We start from the raw sequence: 19947 nt of genomic DNA, 5'->3' as shown, positions 1-19947 counted from the left end.
CCGCGCGGGGGCCGCAATTTCGCCCCCGCGGCGCTCGGTTCACGAGCGGCAAGTTCGCACACTCGACCGCGGTTACTGCACGTCGAACCAGAACGCAGCCGTCGGCTCGGCATCACGCGTGAGCGTCAGCGCCCAGCAGCCGGGTTCATCGAGTGCAAGGTTCATTTGCCACTCATCACCGGGGCCCGCGAGGTCGTCACGATCGCGCGGCTCCGGATCCGCCGAAAGCTGCGCCGGCTTACCGCCGGGCGCGGTGACCTCGGCTCCGAGTTTGCCCTCGCCCGTGACCCGCACCACAAACTTACGCTCACCGGGTTTGGCTTCACCGTTTGTGGCAGCGTCGCCCTTAAAGAAGAGCCCCGACGCGCTGGCCGATTTCGTGAGCGGCGTACCGATGATCGCGAAATGGCGCTCAGGCCCCGCCGCCGGCGACGCGGGCTTGCAGTCGGCCTTGCCCAGTTCGGGGTTCAGGGAGTCTTCCAGTGACGGGCCCGAGCAGCCCGCCGCGCCAAGGACCACCAGCCCCGCCGCAAGCGCCGAAAGAAATCTTCTCGATGAACCCATGTGTGTTTCGCTCCTGTGTGCCGGGCGTTCTACCGCCATCGCGCCTTCTTGCCGGCGCGGCTTTCCCTCATCACAGTAGTCGTAGACTAGAGAGGTGACCACTTTGCCCACGCCCGACTCCCCCGCGCTCTACATCAAAATCTGCGGCATGCGCGACCCACAGCTCACGCAGCGCGCTGTTGAGCTGAGCGCAAACGCGATCGGCGTCGTGATGAGCCCCGGCACACCGCGCGACGCGACCGAGGCAGAAGCTCGCTCAGTGATCGCGGCCGCAAAGGCCACGAATGCAGCCGTTGACACGGTGCTCGTGGTGAACAAGATGCCCGCGCGCGATGCGGCCGAGATGGCTGCGCGCCTCGGGTTCGACGTGCTGCAGCTGCACGGTCGATACTCGGCCGACGACTTTGCCGCCGCCAAAGCGGTCATGCCGCGGGTGTGGCGGGCGGCCTCCCTCGCCCACTTTCCCGGCATTGTTCCCGGCGAATTCGGCGAGGAGCGCCTACTGCTCGACGGCGCAGACCCCGGATCGGGGGCGCGCTGGAGCTTCGAGGGCCGCGCGCCCAGCGAATTTGGCACGAGCTGGCTGCTCGCGGGCGGCCTCTCCCCCGACAACGTCGCCGCGGCGATTGCGCAGCTGCACCCCGCAGGCGTCGATGTCTCGAGCGGCGTCGAGTCTGCGCCGGGCGCGAAAGACGCTGCGCGCATTGAAGCGTTCATTGCCGCTGCTCGCGCGAATGCTGCGACGTCCCGCCATTCGCTCCCCCAATAGCAAAACATTTGGTTCTGGTGTTTTCAGTAAACCCGATGTAACCTATTCGTTATATTCAAACGCGCCCCGATCGGTGCGCGTCCGCCAATGAGAAAGCCTGCATGACTGACGCACAGCAAGAATCCACTACAGATCTACCTACACGGCGCAGCCTTCGCGAAGCGATGAGCGGTCAGGGTGAAGAGATCTCGTACCGGGTTCCCCGTCGCGCGCACACCCCCGCGGCAGCCCCCGAACGTGCTGTCGCACGCGCGCCCCGCACCACCAGGCAGAAGATCGCCGCCGTCGCCGCGGCCTTCAGCGTAGGGGGCCTTGCGCTCGTCGCGGTGCTGCCGATTGCCAGCCAGAGTGACGTGGCCGAGGCGGCCGCCGGCCAGCAGCAGCTGTTCTCGGAGGTGTCTGCCGCAGACATGCCGGGGTCATTCATTGATGTGACGGGCGTCGCGTCTGAAGAGATCACCGAGGCCTCATATACCTTTAACCCCAAGGTGATGGTGAACTACCCGTTTGCTGCGCCCGTCATGTTGACCGACCCGTTTGGCTACCGCACCGCCCCGGTTGAGCAGTTTCACGACGCACAGGACTTCGCCGCCGCGGCAGGCACCCCCATTCAGGCGATCGCCGAGGGTGTCGTGCTTGAAGCCGGCCAAACTTCAGACGGTTGCGGCTTCGGCCTCAAGCTCGAGCACCAGATCGACGGGCAGACCGTCACCAGCCGCTACTGCCACATGATCGATAACTCGCACAGCATTCAGGTCGGAGACCAGCTGGAGATGGGCGATTTCGTGGGCGAGGTGGGCGCCACCGGCATGGCCTTCGGCGCGCACCTGCACATGGCGATCCGGGTGAACGACGAGCCCGCTGACCCGATGCCGTTTCTCGCGAAGTACAACACGACCCCGCGTGAGCTGCCCGCTCGCGCCGACGACGCAAAGCAGTCGTCCAAATAGGTAGAGGCGTCGTAACGTAGTCGAGCCCCCTGCACCGCAAGGTGCCGGGGGCTCAACTACGTTACGGGAGTAAGCGGGGTCAGTGCGCGGGGCGCGCGATCGGGATCCGGTGCCCGCTCACCTGTTCGGCGACGTTCTGTGCGATCTGCGCCGCGGTGAGGCCCGCGGCCTCAAGCAGCTCACCGCGTGAGGCGTGGCCCGGAAACTCGTCGGGCGTGCCCAACTCGCTCACGGCGGTGTCGACGCCTGCGTCTCTCAGCGCCTGCCGGATCCGGGTTCCCACCCCACCCACACGAATGCCGTCCTCAATGCTAATGAGGAGGCGGTGGTTGCGTGCGATGTCGACCACTGAAGCCGCGACAGGCACGACCCAGCGCGGGTCAATCACGGTGCAGGTGATGCCCTGTGTACGCAAGATGGCGGCTGCTTCGAGGGCGACCTCGGCCATCGGGCCGACCGTGACGAACAGCACGTCGGCCTGCTCCCCCGGCGTATCGGCGAGAAGCACGTCGACGCCGTCGGCCCGGCGCTCGAGCGCGGGCAGCTCTTCGATCACGGCGCCCTTGGGGTATCGCAGCACCGTGGGGCCGTCGTCGATGGTGACGGCCTCGGCGAGCAGCTCCCGCAGGCTCGTCGCGTCGCGAGGGGCGGCGATCCGGATCCCGGGTACGACCTGCAGGGTCGCAAGGTCCCAGACGCCGTTGTGGCTTGCGCCGTCGGGCCCGGTGATGCCCGAGCGGTCGAGCGCGAAGGTGACGCCGGCGCTGTGCAGCGCGACGTCCATGAGCAGCTGGTCAAACGCGCGGTTCATGAAGGTGGCGTAGACCGCGACGACCGGGTGCAGGCCCCCGTAGGCGAGGCCGGCCGCGCTCGTCACCGCGTGCTGTTCGGCGATGCCCACGTCGTAGACGCGTTCGGGGTGGCGTTCGGCGAGCAGGTCGAGGCCCGTGGGCTGCAGCATGGCGGCCGTGATGGCGACGATGCGCTCGTCGGTTTCTGCGAGCTCGGCGAGGTGCTCGCGAAACACGCCCGTCCAGGTGGGCGCAGATGACTTGGCGACCGGCACACCGCTGTCTGGGTCGATCTTGCCGATCGCGTGAAACTGATCGGCAAGATCGTTCTCGGCGGGCGCGTAGCCGTAGCCCTTCTCGGTGATCACGTGTACGAGCGTGGGGCGACCGTAGCCCTTGGCCTGCGTGAAGGCCTCTTCGACGGCGGCAAGGTCATGGCCGTCAATGGGGCCTAAGTACTTGATGTCGAGGTTTGAGTACAGGTGCTCGTTGTTGCTCGCGCGGCTCAAAAAGCCGTGCAGTGCACCGCGGGCACCGCGGTAGAAGCTGCGGCCGGGTTTGCCGAGGCGTGAGAACAGCTTCTCGCTGCCCTCTTGCAGGTCGCGGTAGCTGCCGCGCGAGCGCACGCCGTTTAGGAACCGAGCCATGCCGCCGATGGTGGGCGCATAGGATCGACCGTTGTCGTTGACCACGATCACGAGGTTGCGGTCGTTATCGTCGGTGATGTTGTTGAGCGCCTCCCAGGTCATGCCCCCCGTGAGGGCGCCGTCGCCGACGACGGCCACGACGCTGCGGTCGTGCTGCCCGGTGCGGGTAAAGGCGCGCGAGATGCCGTCAGCCCAGCTGAGCGAACTCGACGCGTGCGAGCTTTCGACGATGTCGTGCTCTGACTCTGCGCGCTGCGGGTAGCCGGCGAGCCCGCCACGCTGGCGCAGCCCCGCGAAGTCTTTGCGGCCCGTGAGAATCTTGTGCACGTAGCTCTGGTGACCCGTGTCGAACACGATCGGGTCGTTGGGAGAGTCAAACACGCGGTGTAGGCCGATCGTGAGTTCAACGACGCCGAGGTTTGGGCCCAGGTGTCCCCCGGTCTTCGCCACCTCTGCGATGAGGAATTCGCGGATCTCTGCCGCCAGCACCAGACACTCGTCTGGGGTGAGCTGCTTCAGATCTGCGGGAGACTCAATGCGGTCCAGAATCGCCACCCGTTACTCTCCATTTCTTCGCGGGCCAAGGGCCCCGCGCATCCCATCAGTCTACCGCGAAACTTAACGCGGCCCCCGCTTCGCACTGGGCGAGGCGGGGGCCGCGATATTCGATCGCTCGGCTGCTGGGCTATTCGACGGCACCCAGTTCTAAGTGAAGATCCAACCCCAGCTCACGAGTGCTAGTTTTGGGCAGATTCCCTCTGCCCTGGTGGCCAAGGGAGCGAACAAAGTGTCGCGAGTTTCGCCCAGTGCGCGGGTGAGACCTCAGAAGAACGCAATGCTTCGCCGATCTTCATAGCAAATTGATCATCATCGTACTTCGGGGTCTGGAACAAGGAAAATCGATTTCTGGCAGACTCGAAGTAGAGTTTCGAGTTCTCGCGACGTCAGCCTAGTTGCGGGACGGCAAGCCATCGACGCCAGGGAGCCAAAGCATGGAACGAAACAACACACCTATATTCTGTGTGAAAGTCAGTTCGTCCTGGAAATTTCGGACCATCATGCTTTCTGCTGCTGCCATCATTCCGATAGCTGGTCTGATCTCAGAACTGACCGAAACAGGGACGGGTTTGCCGCTCGGATTCAACTTTGAAACTTTCATGCTGGGGCTGACAGTCGCAGTGATTGCTGGCACTGGCTTTTTGCACAGCAACATTGAGCTATTCCCTGACGGGGTCCGGTTGACCATGTTTCCGATTTATCGAAAGTTTTTGACCTATGAACAGCTTTCAACAGCCAAGGCGGTTCCACTCCCGCTATCCAAATACGGGCTCGGCCTGAGATTCTACGGCGGCGGTAACATGGGCGTCATTAGCCGAACCGGAGATGGCGTGTACTTGGCCCTTGCTGGAACTCCAGGCGGATACTACGTGTCAACTGGGACGAAAGAGAAGGCCGAGGCTCTAGTGGGCAAGCTTGCTCAGATCCGCCAAACGCTCCTCGACCAGGGAACGTAACTTTAGTGTGATGGACTCTTGCTGAAGGGGCGCCCCGTAGAGTGGTGTAGCGGGCCCCGGACAAACCAGCCCCGCTGAAAGACCAGCGTGGCCAGCCACCGGGGGAACCCTTCGAGGAAACCTTCAGATCCCGCTCGAAAGGTCACGCCGATGAATTCGGTGCCCCTTCCCCCAACCGGGTGAACGGGCTTATCAAGCTTACATGAATGTGATCATCGCCTACGCGGAGCTCGACTGGGAGGAAGAACGCTGAATCCACGACATTCACAGGGCCCCTGTCTTCGAGTGGCCGTCGAAGCGGCGGGCGCCACGAGTGTGGGCCCGACGAACACCCCTGCGGCACAATCGGCATGTACTGAGGCACAGATGCGCAGACCGCCAGGGCCGAGAGCAGGTCGTCGTCAGTGCCGCACCACGCGCCCCCCTGTCGGGTGAGCTGCTTCAGAAATGCGGGAAACTCAATGCAGTCTGGAACCACCACCCGCAACTCTCAATTTCTTCGCGGTCCAAGGGGCCGGGCATCCCAACACTCACGTCAGTGACTAATTACGTGAGGTTTCTGGCTGCGTCCTCAATTGACGTCTTGCTCTCCAACGGGTCATCGACCGAGAGGTAGAAAGTTCGGAACTGCTCCGTCTCTGAGAAACGAATTTCGAGAACCGGCCCGGTTCCAACGAAACTCCAAAAGTTGCGAACGCCGTTGGCACGGAATGTTCCAACGAGTCTGCCGAGAGCGTCAAGGCCTGGCCCGCGAAAGCCCATTTCCACTCTGTGCGGGCAGTAGTTCACATCAACCACCTCAACCGACGAAAGCGGGACTCGAATCTCTTTGCGCAGAACTTCTGACGCGGCAAACTAACGCGCCCCCGCCTCGCATGCTGCGAGGCGGGGCGCGTTGATGGTGCAGGCTTATACCAGCGAGCGCAGCACGTACTGCAGAATGCCGCCGTTGCGGTAGTAGTCCGCCTCACCCGGGGTGTCGATGCGCACGACCGCGTCGAATTCGACCACCGAGCCGTCGGCCTTCGTCGCCTTCACTGCAACCGACTTGGGCGTTGAGCCCTCGTTGAGCTGCGTGATGCCCGAGATGTCGAACGACTCAGTGCCGTCGAGGCCGAGGCTATCGGCGCTCTCGCCTACCGGGAACTGCAGCGGCAGCACGCCCATGCCGATGAGGTTCGAGCGGTGAATACGCTCGAAGCTCTCCGTGATCACAGCGCGCACACCCAGCAGGCTGGTGCCCTTTGCGGCCCAGTCACGCGACGAACCCGAACCGTACTCCTTGCCACCGAGCACGACGAGCGGCACGCCCGCAGCCTGGTAGTTCTGAGCAGCGTCGTAGACGTACGACTGGGGTGCACCCTCGAGGGTGAAGTCGCGGGTGAAGCCACCCTCGACGTTGTCGAGCAGCTGGTTGCGAATACGAATGTTCGCAAACGTGCCACGAATCATGACCTCGTGGTTGCCGCGGCGCGAGCCGTAGGTGTTGAAGTCCTTCGGCGCGATACCGTTCTCGACCAGGTACTGGCCTGCGGGCGTCTCAGCCTTGAAGCTACCAGCGGGGCTGATGTGGTCCGTCGTGACCGAATCGCCGAGCTTGAGCAGCACGCGAGCGCCTGCAATGTCGGTGACGGGTGAGGTTTCGAGGGTCATGCCGTCGAAGTAGGGTGCCTTGCGCACGTAGGTCGACTTCTCGTCCCACTCGAAGGTGTTGCCCTCGGGGGTCGGCAGACCGGTCCAGTGCTCGTCACCGTCAAACACGGTGGCGTACTTGGAGCGGAACATGTCGGCGTCGATCGACGCGTCGGCGATCTTCTGCACCTCGACCGGGTCGGGCCAGATGTCGCGCAAGAACACGTCGTTGCCGTCGCGATCCTGGCCGAGCGCCTCGGTGTCGAAGTCGAAGTCCATCGAGCCCGCAAGTGAGTACGCTACGACGAGCGGGGGGCTCGCGAGGTAGTTCATCTTGATGTCGGGGTTGATGCGACCCTCGAAGTTGCGGTTACCCGAGAGCACCGCGGTGACCGCGAGATCGTTGTCGTTGACCGCCTGCGAGACCTCTTCGTTCAGCGGGCCCGAGTTACCGATGCAGGTGGTGCAGCCGTAGCCGACGAGGAAGAAGCCGAGATCCTCGAGGTCACCCTTGAGGCCTGACTTCTCGTAGTAGTCGGTGACGACCTTCGAGCCGGGAGCGAGGGTCGTCTTAACCCAGGGCTTGGGCTTGAGACCGAGCGCGTTCGCGTTGCGGGCGAGCACGCCTGCCGCGAGCATCACTGACGGGTTCGAGGTGTTGGTGCACGACGTGATCGAGGCGAGGGTCACCGCGCCGTGATCGATCGTGAACTCGCGACCCTCGGCGTCAGTAACCTGTGCGGGGTTCGATGCGGGAGCGTAGTTCTTGAGGTCGACCTCGAACTGCTCCTTCGAGCGGGTCAGCTCAATGCGGTCCTGCGGGCGCTTCGGACCGGCGATCGACGACACGACCGTGCCGAGATCAAGCTCGAGGTACTCGCTGAACTCGGGCTCAACGGCGGGGTTGTGCCACATGCCCTGCGCCTGCGAGTACGCCTTGACGAGCTCGACCTGCTCGTCAGGGCGGCCCGTGAGGCGCATGTAGTCGAGGGTGACCTCGTCGATGGGGAACATCGCGGCGGTTGAACCAAACTCGGGGCTCATGTTGCCGATCGTGGCGCGGTTTGCGAGCGGCACCGAGCCGACGCCCTCGCCGTAGAACTCGACAAACTTGCCCACGACACCGTGCTTGCGCAGCTGCTGCGTAATGGTGAGCACCACATCGGTGGCGGTGACGCCCGCAGGAATCTCGCCCTTCAGCTTGAAGCCCACAACCGGCGGAATGAGCATCGAGATCGGCTGGCCGAGCATCGCCGCTTCGGCCTCAATGCCGCCCACGCCCCAACCGAGCACGCCGAGGCCGTTCTGCATCGTCGTGTGCGAGTCGGTGCCGACGCTGGTGTCGGGGTACGCCTGAACAACGCCATCAACCTCGCGTGTGAACGTGAGGCGCGCCAGGTACTCAATGTTGACCTGGTGCACGATGCCGGTCCCGGGGGGAACGACCTTGAAGTCCTGGAATGCACCCTGGCCCCAACGGAGGAACTGGTAGCGCTCACCGTTGCGTTCGTACTCCTTGACGACGTTGCGTGCGGCGGCATCGGCGCGGCCGTACACGTCAGAGATCACGGAGTGGTCGATCACAAGCTCGGCGGGTGCCAGCGGGTTAATCGAGTCGGGGTTGCCGCCCAGGTCGGTGACGGCCTCGCGCATGGTCGCAAGGTCGACGATGCAGGGCACGCCGGTGAAGTCCTGCATGATCACGCGGGCGGGCGTGAACTGGATCTCGGTGTCGGGCTCCGCATTCGGGTCCCAGTTGCCGAGCGCTTCAATGTGCGCCTTCGTCACATTCGCACCGTCTTCGGTGCGCAGCTGGTTCTCGAGCAGCACCTTCAGGCTGTACGGAAGTCGCTCGTGACCAGGTACCTGGTCGATGCGATAAATCTCGTATTCCTTCTCGCCCACTGCGAGGGTGCTCTTAGCGTCGAAGCTGTTTACTGCTCCCATGAGGCTCCTCCAAATATCTCGATGTCAAGATAACTCTACACTGAATCGGCGAGTGACTCCCCTACTGCGCAGGGGTGTCCTCGCCCGTGGTTTCAACGATATCGCCCCGCGAATCATCTGATGAACGGTGCAACCCGCTGAGCACCACCCACGTCACGATGACCACGAGCGCGAAAAGCGGCAGCCCCATCACGAGGCGGGCGACGCCCAAGGCGTCTGTATATACCGCGCTCGCTCCGGATCGTGCCGCGAAATACAGCGGCAGCTGGACGCCGAGGCGCGCAAGAAACATCCCCAGCCACACAACGGTCAACCAGAATGCTGCCCGGCGCACCGGCCGGTTCTGGCGCCAGGCCGTCCCCTGACCCGTCGCAAAGCCGTAGACGATACCAAACAGCGGCCACCGCACGACGAGCGAGATCAGCAGGCCAAGCGACCACGCGGCGTTAGTAAGAAAGCCGGGCAGGTAGAAGTCTTCGCCGCGGCCGGTCATCAGCGTCGCCGCGACCGCGACCGCGGCTCCCAGCGCGCCCGAAATCGCAGACGTGATGTTTTCGCGCCGGGCGAGCCGCACAATGATCGCGAGCACCACAAACACCGAAGGCGCGATCGCCGACACTCGTGGATCGCGCGTAATCGTGAACCCCACGAGAAAGAGCAGCCCGGGCACGACGGCCTCGACAATGCCCCGCGCTCCCCCGATCGCGTCCAGCACACCGCGCGAAGAGAGCCCCTCGCCCTGCTGCACACGCCCGATCGCGTGCCCCATGCCGCCCAGCGCCTTGGGGTGCTTTGCGGCCTGGGGATCCGGATCACACCCATCGCCCGTACCGGGCGCCGGGCTCGCTTCGAACCCGGGCCCGGGGGCCGCGCCGCTTTCGCCGGTCACGCCTGCTGCGTGGTGCCGGGCTGCTGGGCGGCTTGCACGCCCGCGGGCACTTTGAGCGGCAGCAGCTCACTCGGGGGCATCGGGTGGTCTCCGCGCACGACGACGATCTCGCGAAAGAGATCGATCACGTTTGCGAGCGCCTCGGCATCACCGGCGGCCTTGCCCATGATGACGCCGCGCAGCAGCCAGCGGGGCCCGTCGACCGCGATGAAGCGTACGGGACGGGTGCCACCGCCCTGATCTGCAGGCACGGGTGTCTGCGCGACGAGCTCGGTGCCGAGGGCGCCGGGCTCTTCGCTCGTGGTTGCGCCCTGCTGGGTCAGCTGCGCAGCAAGTTCGCCGCGCACACCGTGCCACAGGCCCGTCGACTTGGGGGCGGCAAACGCCTGCACCTGCAGCAGCGACTCTGAGTACTCGAGCGAGACGGCGACCACGCGGTTCGCGCGCTCATCGACCTCGAGCCGCAACTGCAGCCCCTCGCGGGGCGCAACCTTGATGCCGCCCAGATCGACATAGGGGCGCATCGCCGGCACCTCGGTGGCGTCAAACGGCCCCGCCTCGGCGCGGTCTGCGGGGGCAGACTTCGAGTCGTCAACCTCGGGCGTGGCGTCTTCGCCCTCGTGGAGCTCGACGGCATCGGCGCCCGTGTCGGTACTCGTGTCTGCCGGGTTTTGCTTTTCAGCCATGATTACTTCTTCACTTCCTGTGGGCCGCTCGTAAGCGGATTGATCTAGGGGTGCCGCGGGGACGGGCTAGCTGGCATCTTTGACGCCGGTGGAGCCAAAGCCATTCGTGCCGCGCACGCTGTCTGGCAGTTCGGCTACCGGCACGAACACCGCCCGCGAAACGGGCATGATGATGACCTGGGCGATGCGGTCACCCGGGTCGACCGTAAAAGTGTTCTCGAGATCTGTGTTGAGCAGCGTCACCTTGATCTCACCGCGATACCCCGCGTCAACGGTGCCGGGCGAGTTGAGCACAGTAATGCCGTGCTTGGCGGCGAGGCCGCTGCGGGGCACGACAAACGCAGCGTACCCTTCGGGCAGCGCGATGGACACGCCAGTGCCCACGAGCGCACGCTCGCCGGGAGCGATAACGACAGGCTCGCTCGCGCGCAGATCGGCGCCCGCATCGTCGTGGTGCGCATATACGGGGGCGGTCTCGCCCAGAATCGGAATAGTTACGACATCAGTCACGCGAACAGGCTACCGGATCGGGTTCGACGCGCGGTGACCGCGGGGCCCTGATTGTCAGGCACCACACGACATAATGAAGCTATGTCGAGCGACTCACAAGCCAAGCCCCCTCTCGTCAGCTACCGCGAGCGGCTGGTGCCCGGGCCAGGGCTATTTTTTGCCCTGTTGCTGGTGGTGCCCGCCGTGGCGCTCGTGCTCACCCCGGTGCAGGCGAACATTGCGTGGCCCACCGGCATAGCTGTTTACATCATCTCGGTGGTGACATTGATATTGCTCGCGCCCGTCGTAACCGTCTCGGGCGACACCCTCACCGCGGGTCACGCCAGTATTCCCGCGAAGCAGCTCGGCGAAGCAGAAGCGCTCGGATCCGATGCGCTTCGTGCAGCGATCGGGCCTGGCCTCGACGCGCGCAGCTACCTGCTCGTGCGCGGCTGGATCCACCGCGGCGTACGCCTCGAGAACATTGACCCGGCCGATCCGGCGCCGCACTGGATCATCACGACCCGTCACCCACAAAAGCTCATCGAGGCCGTCGCCGCCACGAAATAGTTGTTCGCCGCAACAAAAAACCCCGCCGGTGGCGGGGTTTTTTCATGCGCGCTTTAGGCTGCGCGTTTTACGCTGAGCATTCAGCGCACACCGGGCCGAGCTTCGACTGGTGGTCGAGCTGCGAGCGGTGGCGTACAAGGAAGCAGCTCACGCAGGTAAATTCATCGTCCTGTTGTGGCAGCACAACCACGTCGAGGTCTACGTCAGACAGATCGGTTCCGCCTATCGCGAAACTCGGGTTGTCTGCGTCCTCGGTGTCAGAACCCGAAGCACCCTTAGCGGGGCCGCGCTCCTTCAACGCTTCAATGGACTCAGCGTCTTCTTCCGTCTTGCGCGGGGCGTCGTAATCGGTGGCCATTTTCTCCTGCAATCTACGTGCCGTGTCTCGGCACCTCAACTCTCGAGCGGCCACAGTCTGCCCTATTTATAGGGGTTCACGCAAACCCTAAATGCCGTGAGTTCACTGAGCGCGTAGAGTGAAGTGGGTCATCTCGAGGCTGGGAGTGGTCCGAGGCACGCAAATTCGGGCACGATGTCGGTCACGCGCCGCAGCAATGTACCAATTCTCTGGCCCAGTGTGACAACCTTGTTTGCGAACCACGAAGGGAGCGCGCCGATGAACGAATTGCGTTTTGTGCGACGCGAAGAGCGATCGCTGATTCTCGCGACCGAGAACGACGATGAATTCCGCCTCGTGATCGACGATCTGCTGATCGCTGAACTGAAGCATGCCAGCCGCAAGGAACGCGAGGGCGCCAAAGTGCGGCCGCGCGAGATTCAGTCGCTCGTGCGCGCGGGCAAGTCCCGCTCCGAGATCGCCGCGATCACCGGGCTCGAAGAGTCAGACATCGAACGGTACGAAGAACCTGTGTTGGCTGAGCGACGTTACATTCTCGAGCGCGCGCACGCCGTGCAGGTGCGCACCGAGGCCAGCGAAGAGTCCGATCAACGATTCGGCGCTGTCATTGGCGAGCGTCTCATCGGGCTTGAGGCCGACGCGAGCGAGTGGACGGCGTGGCGAGACGAAGAAGCCGGTTGGCTGGTGAGCCTCGAGTTCATCTCACACGATGTGGCCCACAACGCGCTGTGGAGTTTTGACCATCGCAAGCAGACCCTCGCCCCCATCAACCCCGACGCCGTAAATCTGTCCAAGCAGGGAGATGTCGGCGACCGACTGATTCCAAAGCTGCGCGCCGTCGACAACGGCGACCGCACCTCGCAGTTTCCGCCCGTCACCGATGCGTCGTCTGCGTCAGCGGCCTCCGCGGCGCCTTCGACGCTCGCTGCCCGCGCGGAGAAACCCAGCACACCCGCAAAACCTGCGGTGGCACAGCTTACGGCAGCGCGTGACGCTGCCCCAGCCCCCGAGGCCGAGGCAGCCGAGGCATCCGTGGCATCCACTCCAGCAGAGCAGGCTGCGGCCGAGCGTACCGCCGCACCGCTCGATGCCAACGCCGAGTATGCCCGTCGCCGCGAGATAGATCAGCGAGCGATCAAGAGCGACGATTCAGGCCCCGTCGACTTCAGCCAAACGGCCGATCTGCTCGATGCGCTGCGGCGCAGGCGTGGCGAACGGCAGCTTGCGCAGGCTCAAGACCCAGACGACACCGAAACATCTCCCATCACGGCGCCGCCCGTTTCAATTCCCGTGTCGGCGAAGCCCGAGCCAGCGACCGCCCCCGCCGCAGAACCGAATGCAGCCGCGCCGGCCGCTCCCGCTGTGAAGAAACCACGCAGCATCTGGGGTGGCGCGGGCGTCGCCTCGGGTGTAACGCAGGCGAAACTTGGCGCGCCGGAAGCGCCGAGTGCCGCCGCGCCCGCCAACCCACCGGCAGCCCCCGCTGCAGCCACGGCTCCTGAGCAGTCGCCGGCGGCAGCAACTCCCGAGGCGCCTGCAACGTCAGTAGCCACGGCGTCAACATCCACGGCGTCAACTTCTACGCCACAGGCGGGCCCGAAGAAGGGGCGCGCGTCGATCCCGAGCTGGGACGATATCTTGTTCGGCACCCGCAGCGACGACGGCCCCAGGGCATAACTGGCTGCCCCCGGGTCAGAGCAAGCCGCGTACGCGCCTAACGCGCGTACGCGGCCGCGGCCCGCGTCACGAGCGACACAAGCGGTGAACCATCGAACTCCCCCGCGAGCGCGAGCGGCACGCCGCGCTCTTCCTCGCTAAAGGAGCCGTGCTGCCCGATCATCTCGCGGGCGGCAGGGTCGTCTGACCCGAGATAGTAGGCGACTCGCCTGCGCGCCGCGATGATCACGTCACCCAGCCGCTCGCTCACCCCGGGTGCCATGTCGCCGAAGCAGCCCGACGCAATGAACTCCTCGCGCGTGCCCACAAACGCGCGCGCCCCCTCGTGCTCGGCCCACTTCGCCGCGACCGCTGCAGCGGCCTCGGGCCCAGCATCGGGCGCGAGATACAGCGACCGCATGCGCGGCTCCCCGCCCACCTCGGCCACACCATCAAGCAGCTCCGGCGTAGCGTCGAGCAGTACCTGCTCGTGCGCCGCCACATCTACAATGCCGTGATCTGCCGTGAGCGCGACACCTACGCCCGCGGGCAGTGTGCGCAAGAAATCACTGAGCGCCGCGTCGAACTGTTCGAGCCTTCGCACCCACTCGTCGCTCTGCCACCCAAACTTGTGAGCGGCGCGATCGAGCTCATCGATGTACAGATAGACGTAGCTGGGGTCGCCCGTTCGAAGGGCTCGAGACGCCTGCGCGAAACGGTCCTCGATGCGCTGCCCCTCGAGGTACTCGGCGCCCGTGAGATTGGCCCGCGTGAGCCCGCTCACACGATGGGCGGGGCGGCCGATCGCGTAGGCGCGCGCGCCCAGCTCGGTCGCGCGGTGAAACAGCGGCTGGGCGCGCTGCCACGCGCGCACGGACGCTATACCTTCCCACTCGCTCAGGGTCGTACGCAGCCCCAGCTCAGGGTGCCGGATCCGGTACCCCACGAGCCCGTGACTTCCGGGCAGCTGCCCCGTCACGAGCGTCGTGAGGGCGGCGCCCGTCGTCGACGGAGCGACCGTCTCGATGCGCTTACGCGGCATCCGCGCAAGCGTGGGCGCGTGCCCAATGCGCGCACCCAGATTCGCGTGCCCGAGACCGTCTACCGCGATCAGTACAAACGACCGGATCGCGGGCAGCCCCGCCAGATCCGGAGCTTTCGAGCCCCCCAGCACTTCGGGCGTGTCAGACGCGCCGGGGCGCGTGAAGGCAGCGGAGAGTGTGGCGGCGGGGTCGTGGCCGAGGCCGCGGGCGAGCGCGGCAAGGCCCATCGGCGCGATTGCGGCCAGCCTCCCGCCGTTGTCAGTGGCTGTCGATAGCATGGTTTCATTATGACCGAAGCCTCCAACAGTGCCTCACCCGATGCCGTCGCCACAGGCGCCGCCTCAGCTGGATCCCCCGCCCTGCCCCACGAGCTCGCGGGCGAACGCATTGAGGACATCGACATCTCGCAAGAGATGGAGGGCTCATTTCTCGAGTACGCATACTCGGTGATCTACTCGCGTGCGTTGCCCGACGCGCGCGACGGTATGAAGCCGGTGCAGCGGCGCATCTTGTTCATGATGCAAGACATGGGGCTGAAGCCCGAGAAGGGTCACGTCAAGTCGGCCCGCGTGGTGGGCGAAGTGATGGGCAAGCTACACCCGCACGGCGACTCGTCGATCTACGACGCCCTCGTGCGGCTCGCACAAGACTTTGCAATGCGCCTGCCCCTGGTCGACGGGCACGGCAACTTTGGCTCGCTCGACGACGGCCCCGCCGCATCGCGCTACACCGAAGCGCGGCTCGCGGGCGCAGCGCTCGCGATGGTCGACTCACTTGACGAAGACGTCGTCGACTTCGTACCCAACTACGACAACCAGATCATGCAGCCCGAAGTGCTGCCGTCTGCCGTGCCCAACCTGCTCGTCAACGGCGCCAGCGGCATCGCCGTGGGCATGGCCACAAACCTCGCCCCCCATAACCTCATCGAGGTCGTCGACGGCGCAAAACACCTATTGTTTCACCCGAAGGCCACCGTCGACGAGTTGATGGAGTTCATTCCCGGGCCCGACCTGCCCGGCGGCGGCACGATCGTCGGCCTCGACGGCGTGAAAGACGCCTACCGCACCGGCCGCGGTGCCTTTCGTACCCGCGCCAAAGTGACGGTGGAGCAGCTCGGGCCGCGCCGCACCGGTCTCATAGTGACCGAGCTGCCCTACCTCGTCGGCCCCGAGCGCATCATCGAGAAGATCAAGCAGGGCGTCGATGCCAAGAAGCTCTCGGGCATCTCAGACGTCGCCGACCTCACCGACCGCAAGAACGGCATGCGTCTCGTGATCACGCTCAAGACCGGGTTCTCCCCCGAGGCCGTGCTCGAGGCGCTCTACCGCTACACGCCGCTCGAAGACTCCTTCAGCATCAACTCTGTCGCGCTGGTGAACGGGCAGCCACAGACGCTGGGCCTGCGTGAAATGCTGCGCGTGTTTCTCGATCACCGCATCTCGGTGATCACGCGTCGCTGCGAGTTTCGGCTGCGCAAGCGCCGCGATCGGTTGCACCTCGTCGAGGGGCTGCTCATCGCTATTCTCGACATCGACGAGGTCATTCAGCTGATTCGCACAAGCGACGATTCAGAGACCGCGCGCACCAGGCTTATGCAGGTGTTCGATTTGAGCGAGCTGCAGGCCGAGTACATTCTTGAGCTGCGCCTGCGCCGTCTCACAAAGTTCTCGCGTGTCGAGCTCGAAGCAGAACGCGACGAACTGCGGGCTGAAATCGATAAGCTGCTCGAAATTCTGGGCAGTGACGAGCGGCTGCGGCAGCTGGTGGCCGACGAACTCGACCAGGCCGCCGAATCGTTCGGCACCCCCAGGCGCACGCTACTCACGGGCGCGGTGGCGCGACCCACGCGCTCTGCCGCGGCCGCGAAGTCGCTTGAGGTCGCCGACACCGCCTGCACCGTGATGCTCTCGGCTACGGGCCGCGCGCTGCGCATCGAACGCGACCCCGCCGCTGGTGATGCGCCCCGCGGCACGTCACGCGCGACGAAGCACGGCGCGGTGATGTCCATCGCCCATGGCACCGTGCGCGGTGAGCTGGGCGCGATCTTGAACGATGGCACACTGCACCGATTCACCCCCGTGGACCTGCCGATCGTGCCCGGGGCGAGCATCGCCTTCTCGGCCGGGGTGAAGCTTCGGGAGTACCTCGGCCTCACTGACAAAAAGCTCAAGGTCGTGGGGCTGGTGCCGCTCGACACCGATCAGGTGGTCGGGTTGTTTACACGCGGCGGCGTGGTCAAGCGACTGTTGCTCACGGAGCTGCCCCCCAGGCCCTCGTTCGAAGTCATCACGTTGAAAGACAACGACCAGCTCATCGCCGCCTGCATCGCTCCAGACGGGGCCGAGTTTGCCGCGGTCACAAGCGATGCGCAACTGCTCAGGTTTGCGGCAGATGCTGTACGCCCCCAGGGCCGCGCCGCCGCCGGCATGTCCGGGATCCGCCTCGGGGCAGACGCGCGGGTGGTGTTTGCGGGCATCGTAGCCTCGGGCAGTGAAGCCCGCGTCGTCACCGTGGCCGACAGCTCGATCACGCTGCCGGGCACAGACGTTGCTACCGCGAAGGTCACTGACTGGGCCGAGATTCCGGCCAAGGGACGAGCCACCGGTGGCGTCAGGGTGCAGCGATTCTTGAAGTGGGAAGACCAGATCGCGTGCGCCTGGGTGGGCGTGGGCACACCGCGCGCCCTCGCGAGCGACGGAGCCGCCCGCAAGCTGCCGACGGAGCTCGGCAAGCGCGACGGCTCAGGCACCCCGATCGACGGGGCCGCCGCCTACGTGGGCCTCGCACCGTAAGTCGCCAGGCGGCCGGATCGCGCGGGAACGCGCGCGATCCGGCACAGCAGGTTAGGCGTCGATGCGGTCGCGATCGAGGTCGTCAGCGTTCTCGATGATGAACTCCTTGCGCGGCGCGACCTCGTTGCCCATGAGCAGTTCGAACACCTGCGACGCGGCGTGCGCGTCTTCCATGCGCACGCGGCGCAGGGTGCGATGCTCGCGGTCCATCGTGGTCTCTGCCAGCTGGTCGGCATCCATCTCGCCGAGGCCTTTATAGCGCTGAATGGGCTCTTGATACTTCTTGCCGCGCTTGCGCAGGTTCGCGAGCAGCGCGGTGAGCTCACGCTCGCTGTAGGTGTACACGACCTCGTTGGGCTTGCGGCCCGCGTGCTGCACGACGACGCGGTGCAGCGGTGGCACCGCAGCGTACACGCGGCCCGCTTCGAGCATCGGGCGCATGTACCTGAAAAATAGGGTGAGCAGCAGCGTGCGAATGTGCGCACCGTCAACATCGGCGTCACTCATGAGGATCACCTTGCCGTAGCGCGCCGAGTCGAGATCGAAGTCCCGGCCAGACCCCGCGCCAATCACCTTGATGATGGCGCCGCACTCGGCGTTGTTCAGCATTTCTGCTACCGAGGCCTTTTGCACGTTCAAGATCTTGCCGCGAATCGGCAAGAGCGCCTGAAACTCGCTGTCACGGGCCGGGCGCGCTGTGCCGAGTGCGCTGTCGCCCTCGACAATAAACAGTTCGGTCTCGGCGACGTTCTTTGAACGGCAGTCGATGAGCTTCGCGGGCAGCGAGGAGTTCTCGAGCGAGCTCTTGCGGCGGGCGGTGTCGCGCTGCGCACGCAACGAGATGCGTGCCTTCATCTCAGACACCATCTTCTCGAGCAGCGCGCCGGTCTGCGTCTTGTCGGCCTTCTTGGTCGACTCGAAGCGCTCGGTGAGCCCCTTCGTAATGGCACGCGAGACAATCGACCGTACGGCCGCGGTGCCGAGCACCTCTTTCGTCTGCCCCTCAAACTGGGGTTCGGGCACGCGCACCGTCACGACAGCGGTGAGCCCGGTCAGAATGTCGTCTTTGTCGGGCTTGTCGCTGCCCGCCTTCAGCTTGCGCGCGTTCTGCTCGATCTGCTTGCGGAAGAACTTAGTGAGCCCCTGCTCGAACCCTGACAGGTGTGTGCCGCCCTTGGGCGTTGCGATGATGTTGACAAAGCTCTGCACCTCGGTGTCGTAGCCGGTGCCCCAGCGCAACGCCACGTCCACTTCGCACTGCCGCTCGACCTCGCGTGACACGAGGTGGCCGGTCTTCTCGTCCATCACCGGCACCGTCTCGGTGAACTTGCCGGTATCGGTGACGCGCCACGTTTCGGTGAGCGCAGCATCGACCGCGAGAAACTCGACAAACTCTGACAGGCCGCCCTCGTATGCAAACGCGTGCACCGTCGGCTCGCCCGTCTCGCTGAGACCCTCGGGGCGCTCGTCCCGAATCTCGATCGCAAGACCCGGCACTAAGAATGCGGTCTGTCGCGCGCGGGCCACGAGCGACTCTGGCTCAAAACGAGCCGTCGCGAGGAATATCTGCGGGTCGGCCCAGTAGCGCACACGAGTGCCAGTAACCCCGCGCTTGGCTTTGCCTACGAGGCGCAGCTGGGACGCGTCCTCGTACGGCGTGAACGGACTGTCGGGCCCTTCGCCCGCAAACTCGCCCGGTTCGCCGTGGCGAAAAGACATGGCCCACGTCTTGCCACCACGATCGACCTCGACGTCGAGGCGTGAGGAAAGCGCGTTCACGACCGAAGCGCCCACGCCGTGCAGGCCGCCCGACGACGCGTACCCGCCGCCACCAAACTTGCCGCCCGCGTGCAGCTTCGTAAACACTAGCTCGACACCGGTCAGGCCACTCTTGGGCTCAACGTCTACGGGGATCCCACGACCGCGGTCGGTGACCGTTACGCTGCCGTCAGCGTGCAGCGTAATGCCGATCTCTGAGCCGTGGCCAGCGAGCGCCTCGTCAACCGAGTTGTCGATGATCTCCCACAGACAGTGCATGAGGCCACGTGAGTCGGTGGTGCCGATGTACATGCCGGGTCGCTTGCGCACGGCTTCAAGGCCCTCAAGTACGGTGAGGTGCCGCGCCGAATAGCTCGACTCGCCCCCTATTGCCCGGGGTGCTGCTGACGCTGCGTTCTGCTCGGCCACTCGGCGGATCTCCTTACGTAAGCTGACCTCTCTAGCCTAATTCACACCACCGACATTGCCCCTGCGCTCGCTCGGTGTGTGCCGGATCCATGCTCCACGCAACCGGACGGGAGCTCTTAGCTACGCGCTCAGCGAACCTGTGCGCCCAAAAATCGCGGTTCACGAAGATGAGTGCTTGGATGGAAGTAACACATGGACGAGCAACGGGAGGACACGATGTCGACCATCGAGCAAGATCGCCAGACAGACATTTTGGCCGCGGATCGCCCACTCAGTGCGCTGGACCGCTGCGACAGCTGCGGGGCACAGGCCTACGTGCGCGTCGTATTTAGCGGCAGCGAACTGCTATTCTGCGCCCACCACGCCACGAAGCACGAGGCGAAGCTGAAGCCCATGGCCGAGGTGTGGCACGACGAGTCACACAAGCTCACCGCTTAGCCTTCTAGACAGCTTCGCACCAACG

General features: G+C 65.0%; 16 protein-coding genes. 7 read left to right on the top strand and 9 right to left on the bottom strand.

Annotation, left to right across the window (positions count from 1 at the left end):
- Window positions 1-72: 72 nt before the first annotated feature.
- On the bottom strand, window positions 73-564 hold the full coding sequence (locus tag ACXR2W_RS09095; protein ID WP_458812795.1) for a hypothetical protein: 492 nt from the start codon (window positions 562-564) through the stop codon (window positions 73-75).
- Between the two features lie 94 nt (window positions 565-658).
- Here ACXR2W_RS09095 and ACXR2W_RS09090 point away from each other — a divergent pair, with 94 nt between their 5' ends.
- Together ACXR2W_RS09090 and ACXR2W_RS09085 are read left to right on the top strand one after the other, a co-directional pair.
- Window positions 659-1333, top strand: coding sequence for a phosphoribosylanthranilate isomerase (locus ACXR2W_RS09090; RefSeq protein ID WP_458812793.1), 675 nt, complete (start codon window positions 659-661; stop codon window positions 1331-1333).
- A gap of 101 nt (window positions 1334-1434) precedes the next feature.
- Window positions 1435-2283, top strand: coding sequence for a M23 family metallopeptidase (locus ACXR2W_RS09085; RefSeq protein WP_458812791.1), 849 nt, complete (start codon window positions 1435-1437; stop codon window positions 2281-2283).
- 79 nt (window positions 2284-2362) lie between these two features.
- On the opposite strand, the gene dxs is transcribed toward ACXR2W_RS09085, so the two are convergent.
- A complete protein-coding gene (gene dxs, locus ACXR2W_RS09080) occupies window positions 2363-4276 on the bottom strand; it encodes a 1-deoxy-D-xylulose-5-phosphate synthase (protein ID WP_458812789.1) in 1914 nt (637 codons plus the stop codon).
- A gap of 437 nt (window positions 4277-4713) precedes the next feature.
- On the opposite strand from dxs, the gene ACXR2W_RS09075 reads away from it, so the two are divergent.
- The gene (locus ACXR2W_RS09075) at window positions 4714-5235 is read left to right on the top strand and encodes a hypothetical protein (protein ID WP_458812787.1); all 522 of its coding nucleotides are present in this window, start codon (window positions 4714-4716) and stop codon (window positions 5233-5235) included.
- Window positions 5236-6144: 909 nt separating this feature from the next.
- Here ACXR2W_RS09075 and acnA read toward each other — a convergent pair.
- The 4 genes from acnA to dut all read right to left on the bottom strand — a co-directional run bounded on the left by acnA (window position 6145) and on the right by dut (window position 10899).
- Entirely contained in the window at window positions 6145-8814 is a 2670-nt protein-coding gene (gene acnA, locus ACXR2W_RS09070) for an aconitate hydratase AcnA (protein ID WP_458812785.1), read from the bottom strand.
- Between the two features lie 61 nt (window positions 8815-8875).
- Window positions 8876-9703 (bottom strand): DUF3159 domain-containing protein, encoded by an 828-nt coding sequence (locus ACXR2W_RS09065; protein ID WP_458812783.1) that lies wholly within the window; start codon window positions 9701-9703, stop codon window positions 8876-8878.
- Window positions 9700-10389 (bottom strand): DUF3710 domain-containing protein, encoded by a 690-nt coding sequence (locus ACXR2W_RS09060; RefSeq protein ID WP_458812781.1) that lies wholly within the window; start codon window positions 10387-10389, stop codon window positions 9700-9702. Before ACXR2W_RS09060 ends, ACXR2W_RS09065 begins: the two co-directional genes overlap by 4 nt.
- Before the next feature lie 66 nt (window positions 10390-10455).
- Window positions 10456-10899: a dUTP diphosphatase gene (dut, locus tag ACXR2W_RS09055; protein WP_458812779.1), complete on the bottom strand. Its 444-nt coding sequence runs from the start codon at window positions 10897-10899 to the stop codon at window positions 10456-10458.
- Between the two features lie 81 nt (window positions 10900-10980).
- Here dut and ACXR2W_RS09050 point away from each other — a divergent pair, with 81 nt between their 5' ends.
- Window positions 10981-11448 carry a DUF3093 domain-containing protein gene (locus ACXR2W_RS09050; protein WP_458812777.1) on the top strand — a complete coding sequence of 156 codons (468 nt, stop codon included), beginning with the start codon at window positions 10981-10983 and terminating at the stop codon, window positions 11446-11448.
- A 67-nt stretch (window positions 11449-11515) separates the two neighbouring features.
- On the opposite strand, the gene ACXR2W_RS09045 is transcribed toward ACXR2W_RS09050, so the two are convergent.
- Window positions 11516-11806: a DUF4193 domain-containing protein gene (locus ACXR2W_RS09045; RefSeq protein WP_458812775.1), complete on the bottom strand. Its 291-nt coding sequence runs from the start codon at window positions 11804-11806 to the stop codon at window positions 11516-11518.
- Between the two features lie 258 nt (window positions 11807-12064).
- On the opposite strand from ACXR2W_RS09045, the gene sepH reads away from it, so the two are divergent.
- On the top strand, window positions 12065-13483 hold the full coding sequence (gene sepH, locus ACXR2W_RS09040; RefSeq protein ID WP_458812773.1) for a septation protein SepH: 1419 nt from the start codon (window positions 12065-12067) through the stop codon (window positions 13481-13483).
- A gap of 37 nt (window positions 13484-13520) precedes the next feature.
- Here sepH and ACXR2W_RS09035 read toward each other — a convergent pair whose 3' ends face one another.
- Window positions 13521-14783: an alkaline phosphatase family protein gene (locus ACXR2W_RS09035; RefSeq protein WP_458812771.1), complete on the bottom strand. Its 1263-nt coding sequence runs from the start codon at window positions 14781-14783 to the stop codon at window positions 13521-13523.
- Window positions 14784-14918: 135 nt separating this feature from the next.
- Here ACXR2W_RS09035 and ACXR2W_RS09030 point away from each other — a divergent pair, with 135 nt between their 5' ends.
- Window positions 14919-17297 carry a DNA gyrase/topoisomerase IV subunit A gene (locus ACXR2W_RS09030; protein WP_458812902.1) on the top strand — a complete coding sequence of 793 codons (2379 nt, stop codon included), beginning with the start codon at window positions 14919-14921 and terminating at the stop codon, window positions 17295-17297.
- A 51-nt stretch (window positions 17298-17348) separates the two neighbouring features.
- On the opposite strand, the gene ACXR2W_RS09025 is transcribed toward ACXR2W_RS09030, so the two are convergent.
- Window positions 17349-19484 carry a DNA gyrase/topoisomerase IV subunit B gene (locus ACXR2W_RS09025; protein WP_458812769.1) on the bottom strand — a complete coding sequence of 712 codons (2136 nt, stop codon included), beginning with the start codon at window positions 19482-19484 and terminating at the stop codon, window positions 17349-17351.
- A 216-nt stretch (window positions 19485-19700) separates the two neighbouring features.
- On the opposite strand from ACXR2W_RS09025, the gene ACXR2W_RS09020 reads away from it, so the two are divergent.
- Window positions 19701-19922: a DUF7455 domain-containing protein gene (locus ACXR2W_RS09020; RefSeq protein ID WP_458812900.1), complete on the top strand. Its 222-nt coding sequence runs from the start codon at window positions 19701-19703 to the stop codon at window positions 19920-19922.
- Window positions 19923-19947: the final 25 nt, after the last annotated feature.

The organism is Leucobacter faecis, from assembly GCF_054456695.2.
This window is presented reverse-complemented; position numbering and strand designations above follow the sequence as displayed.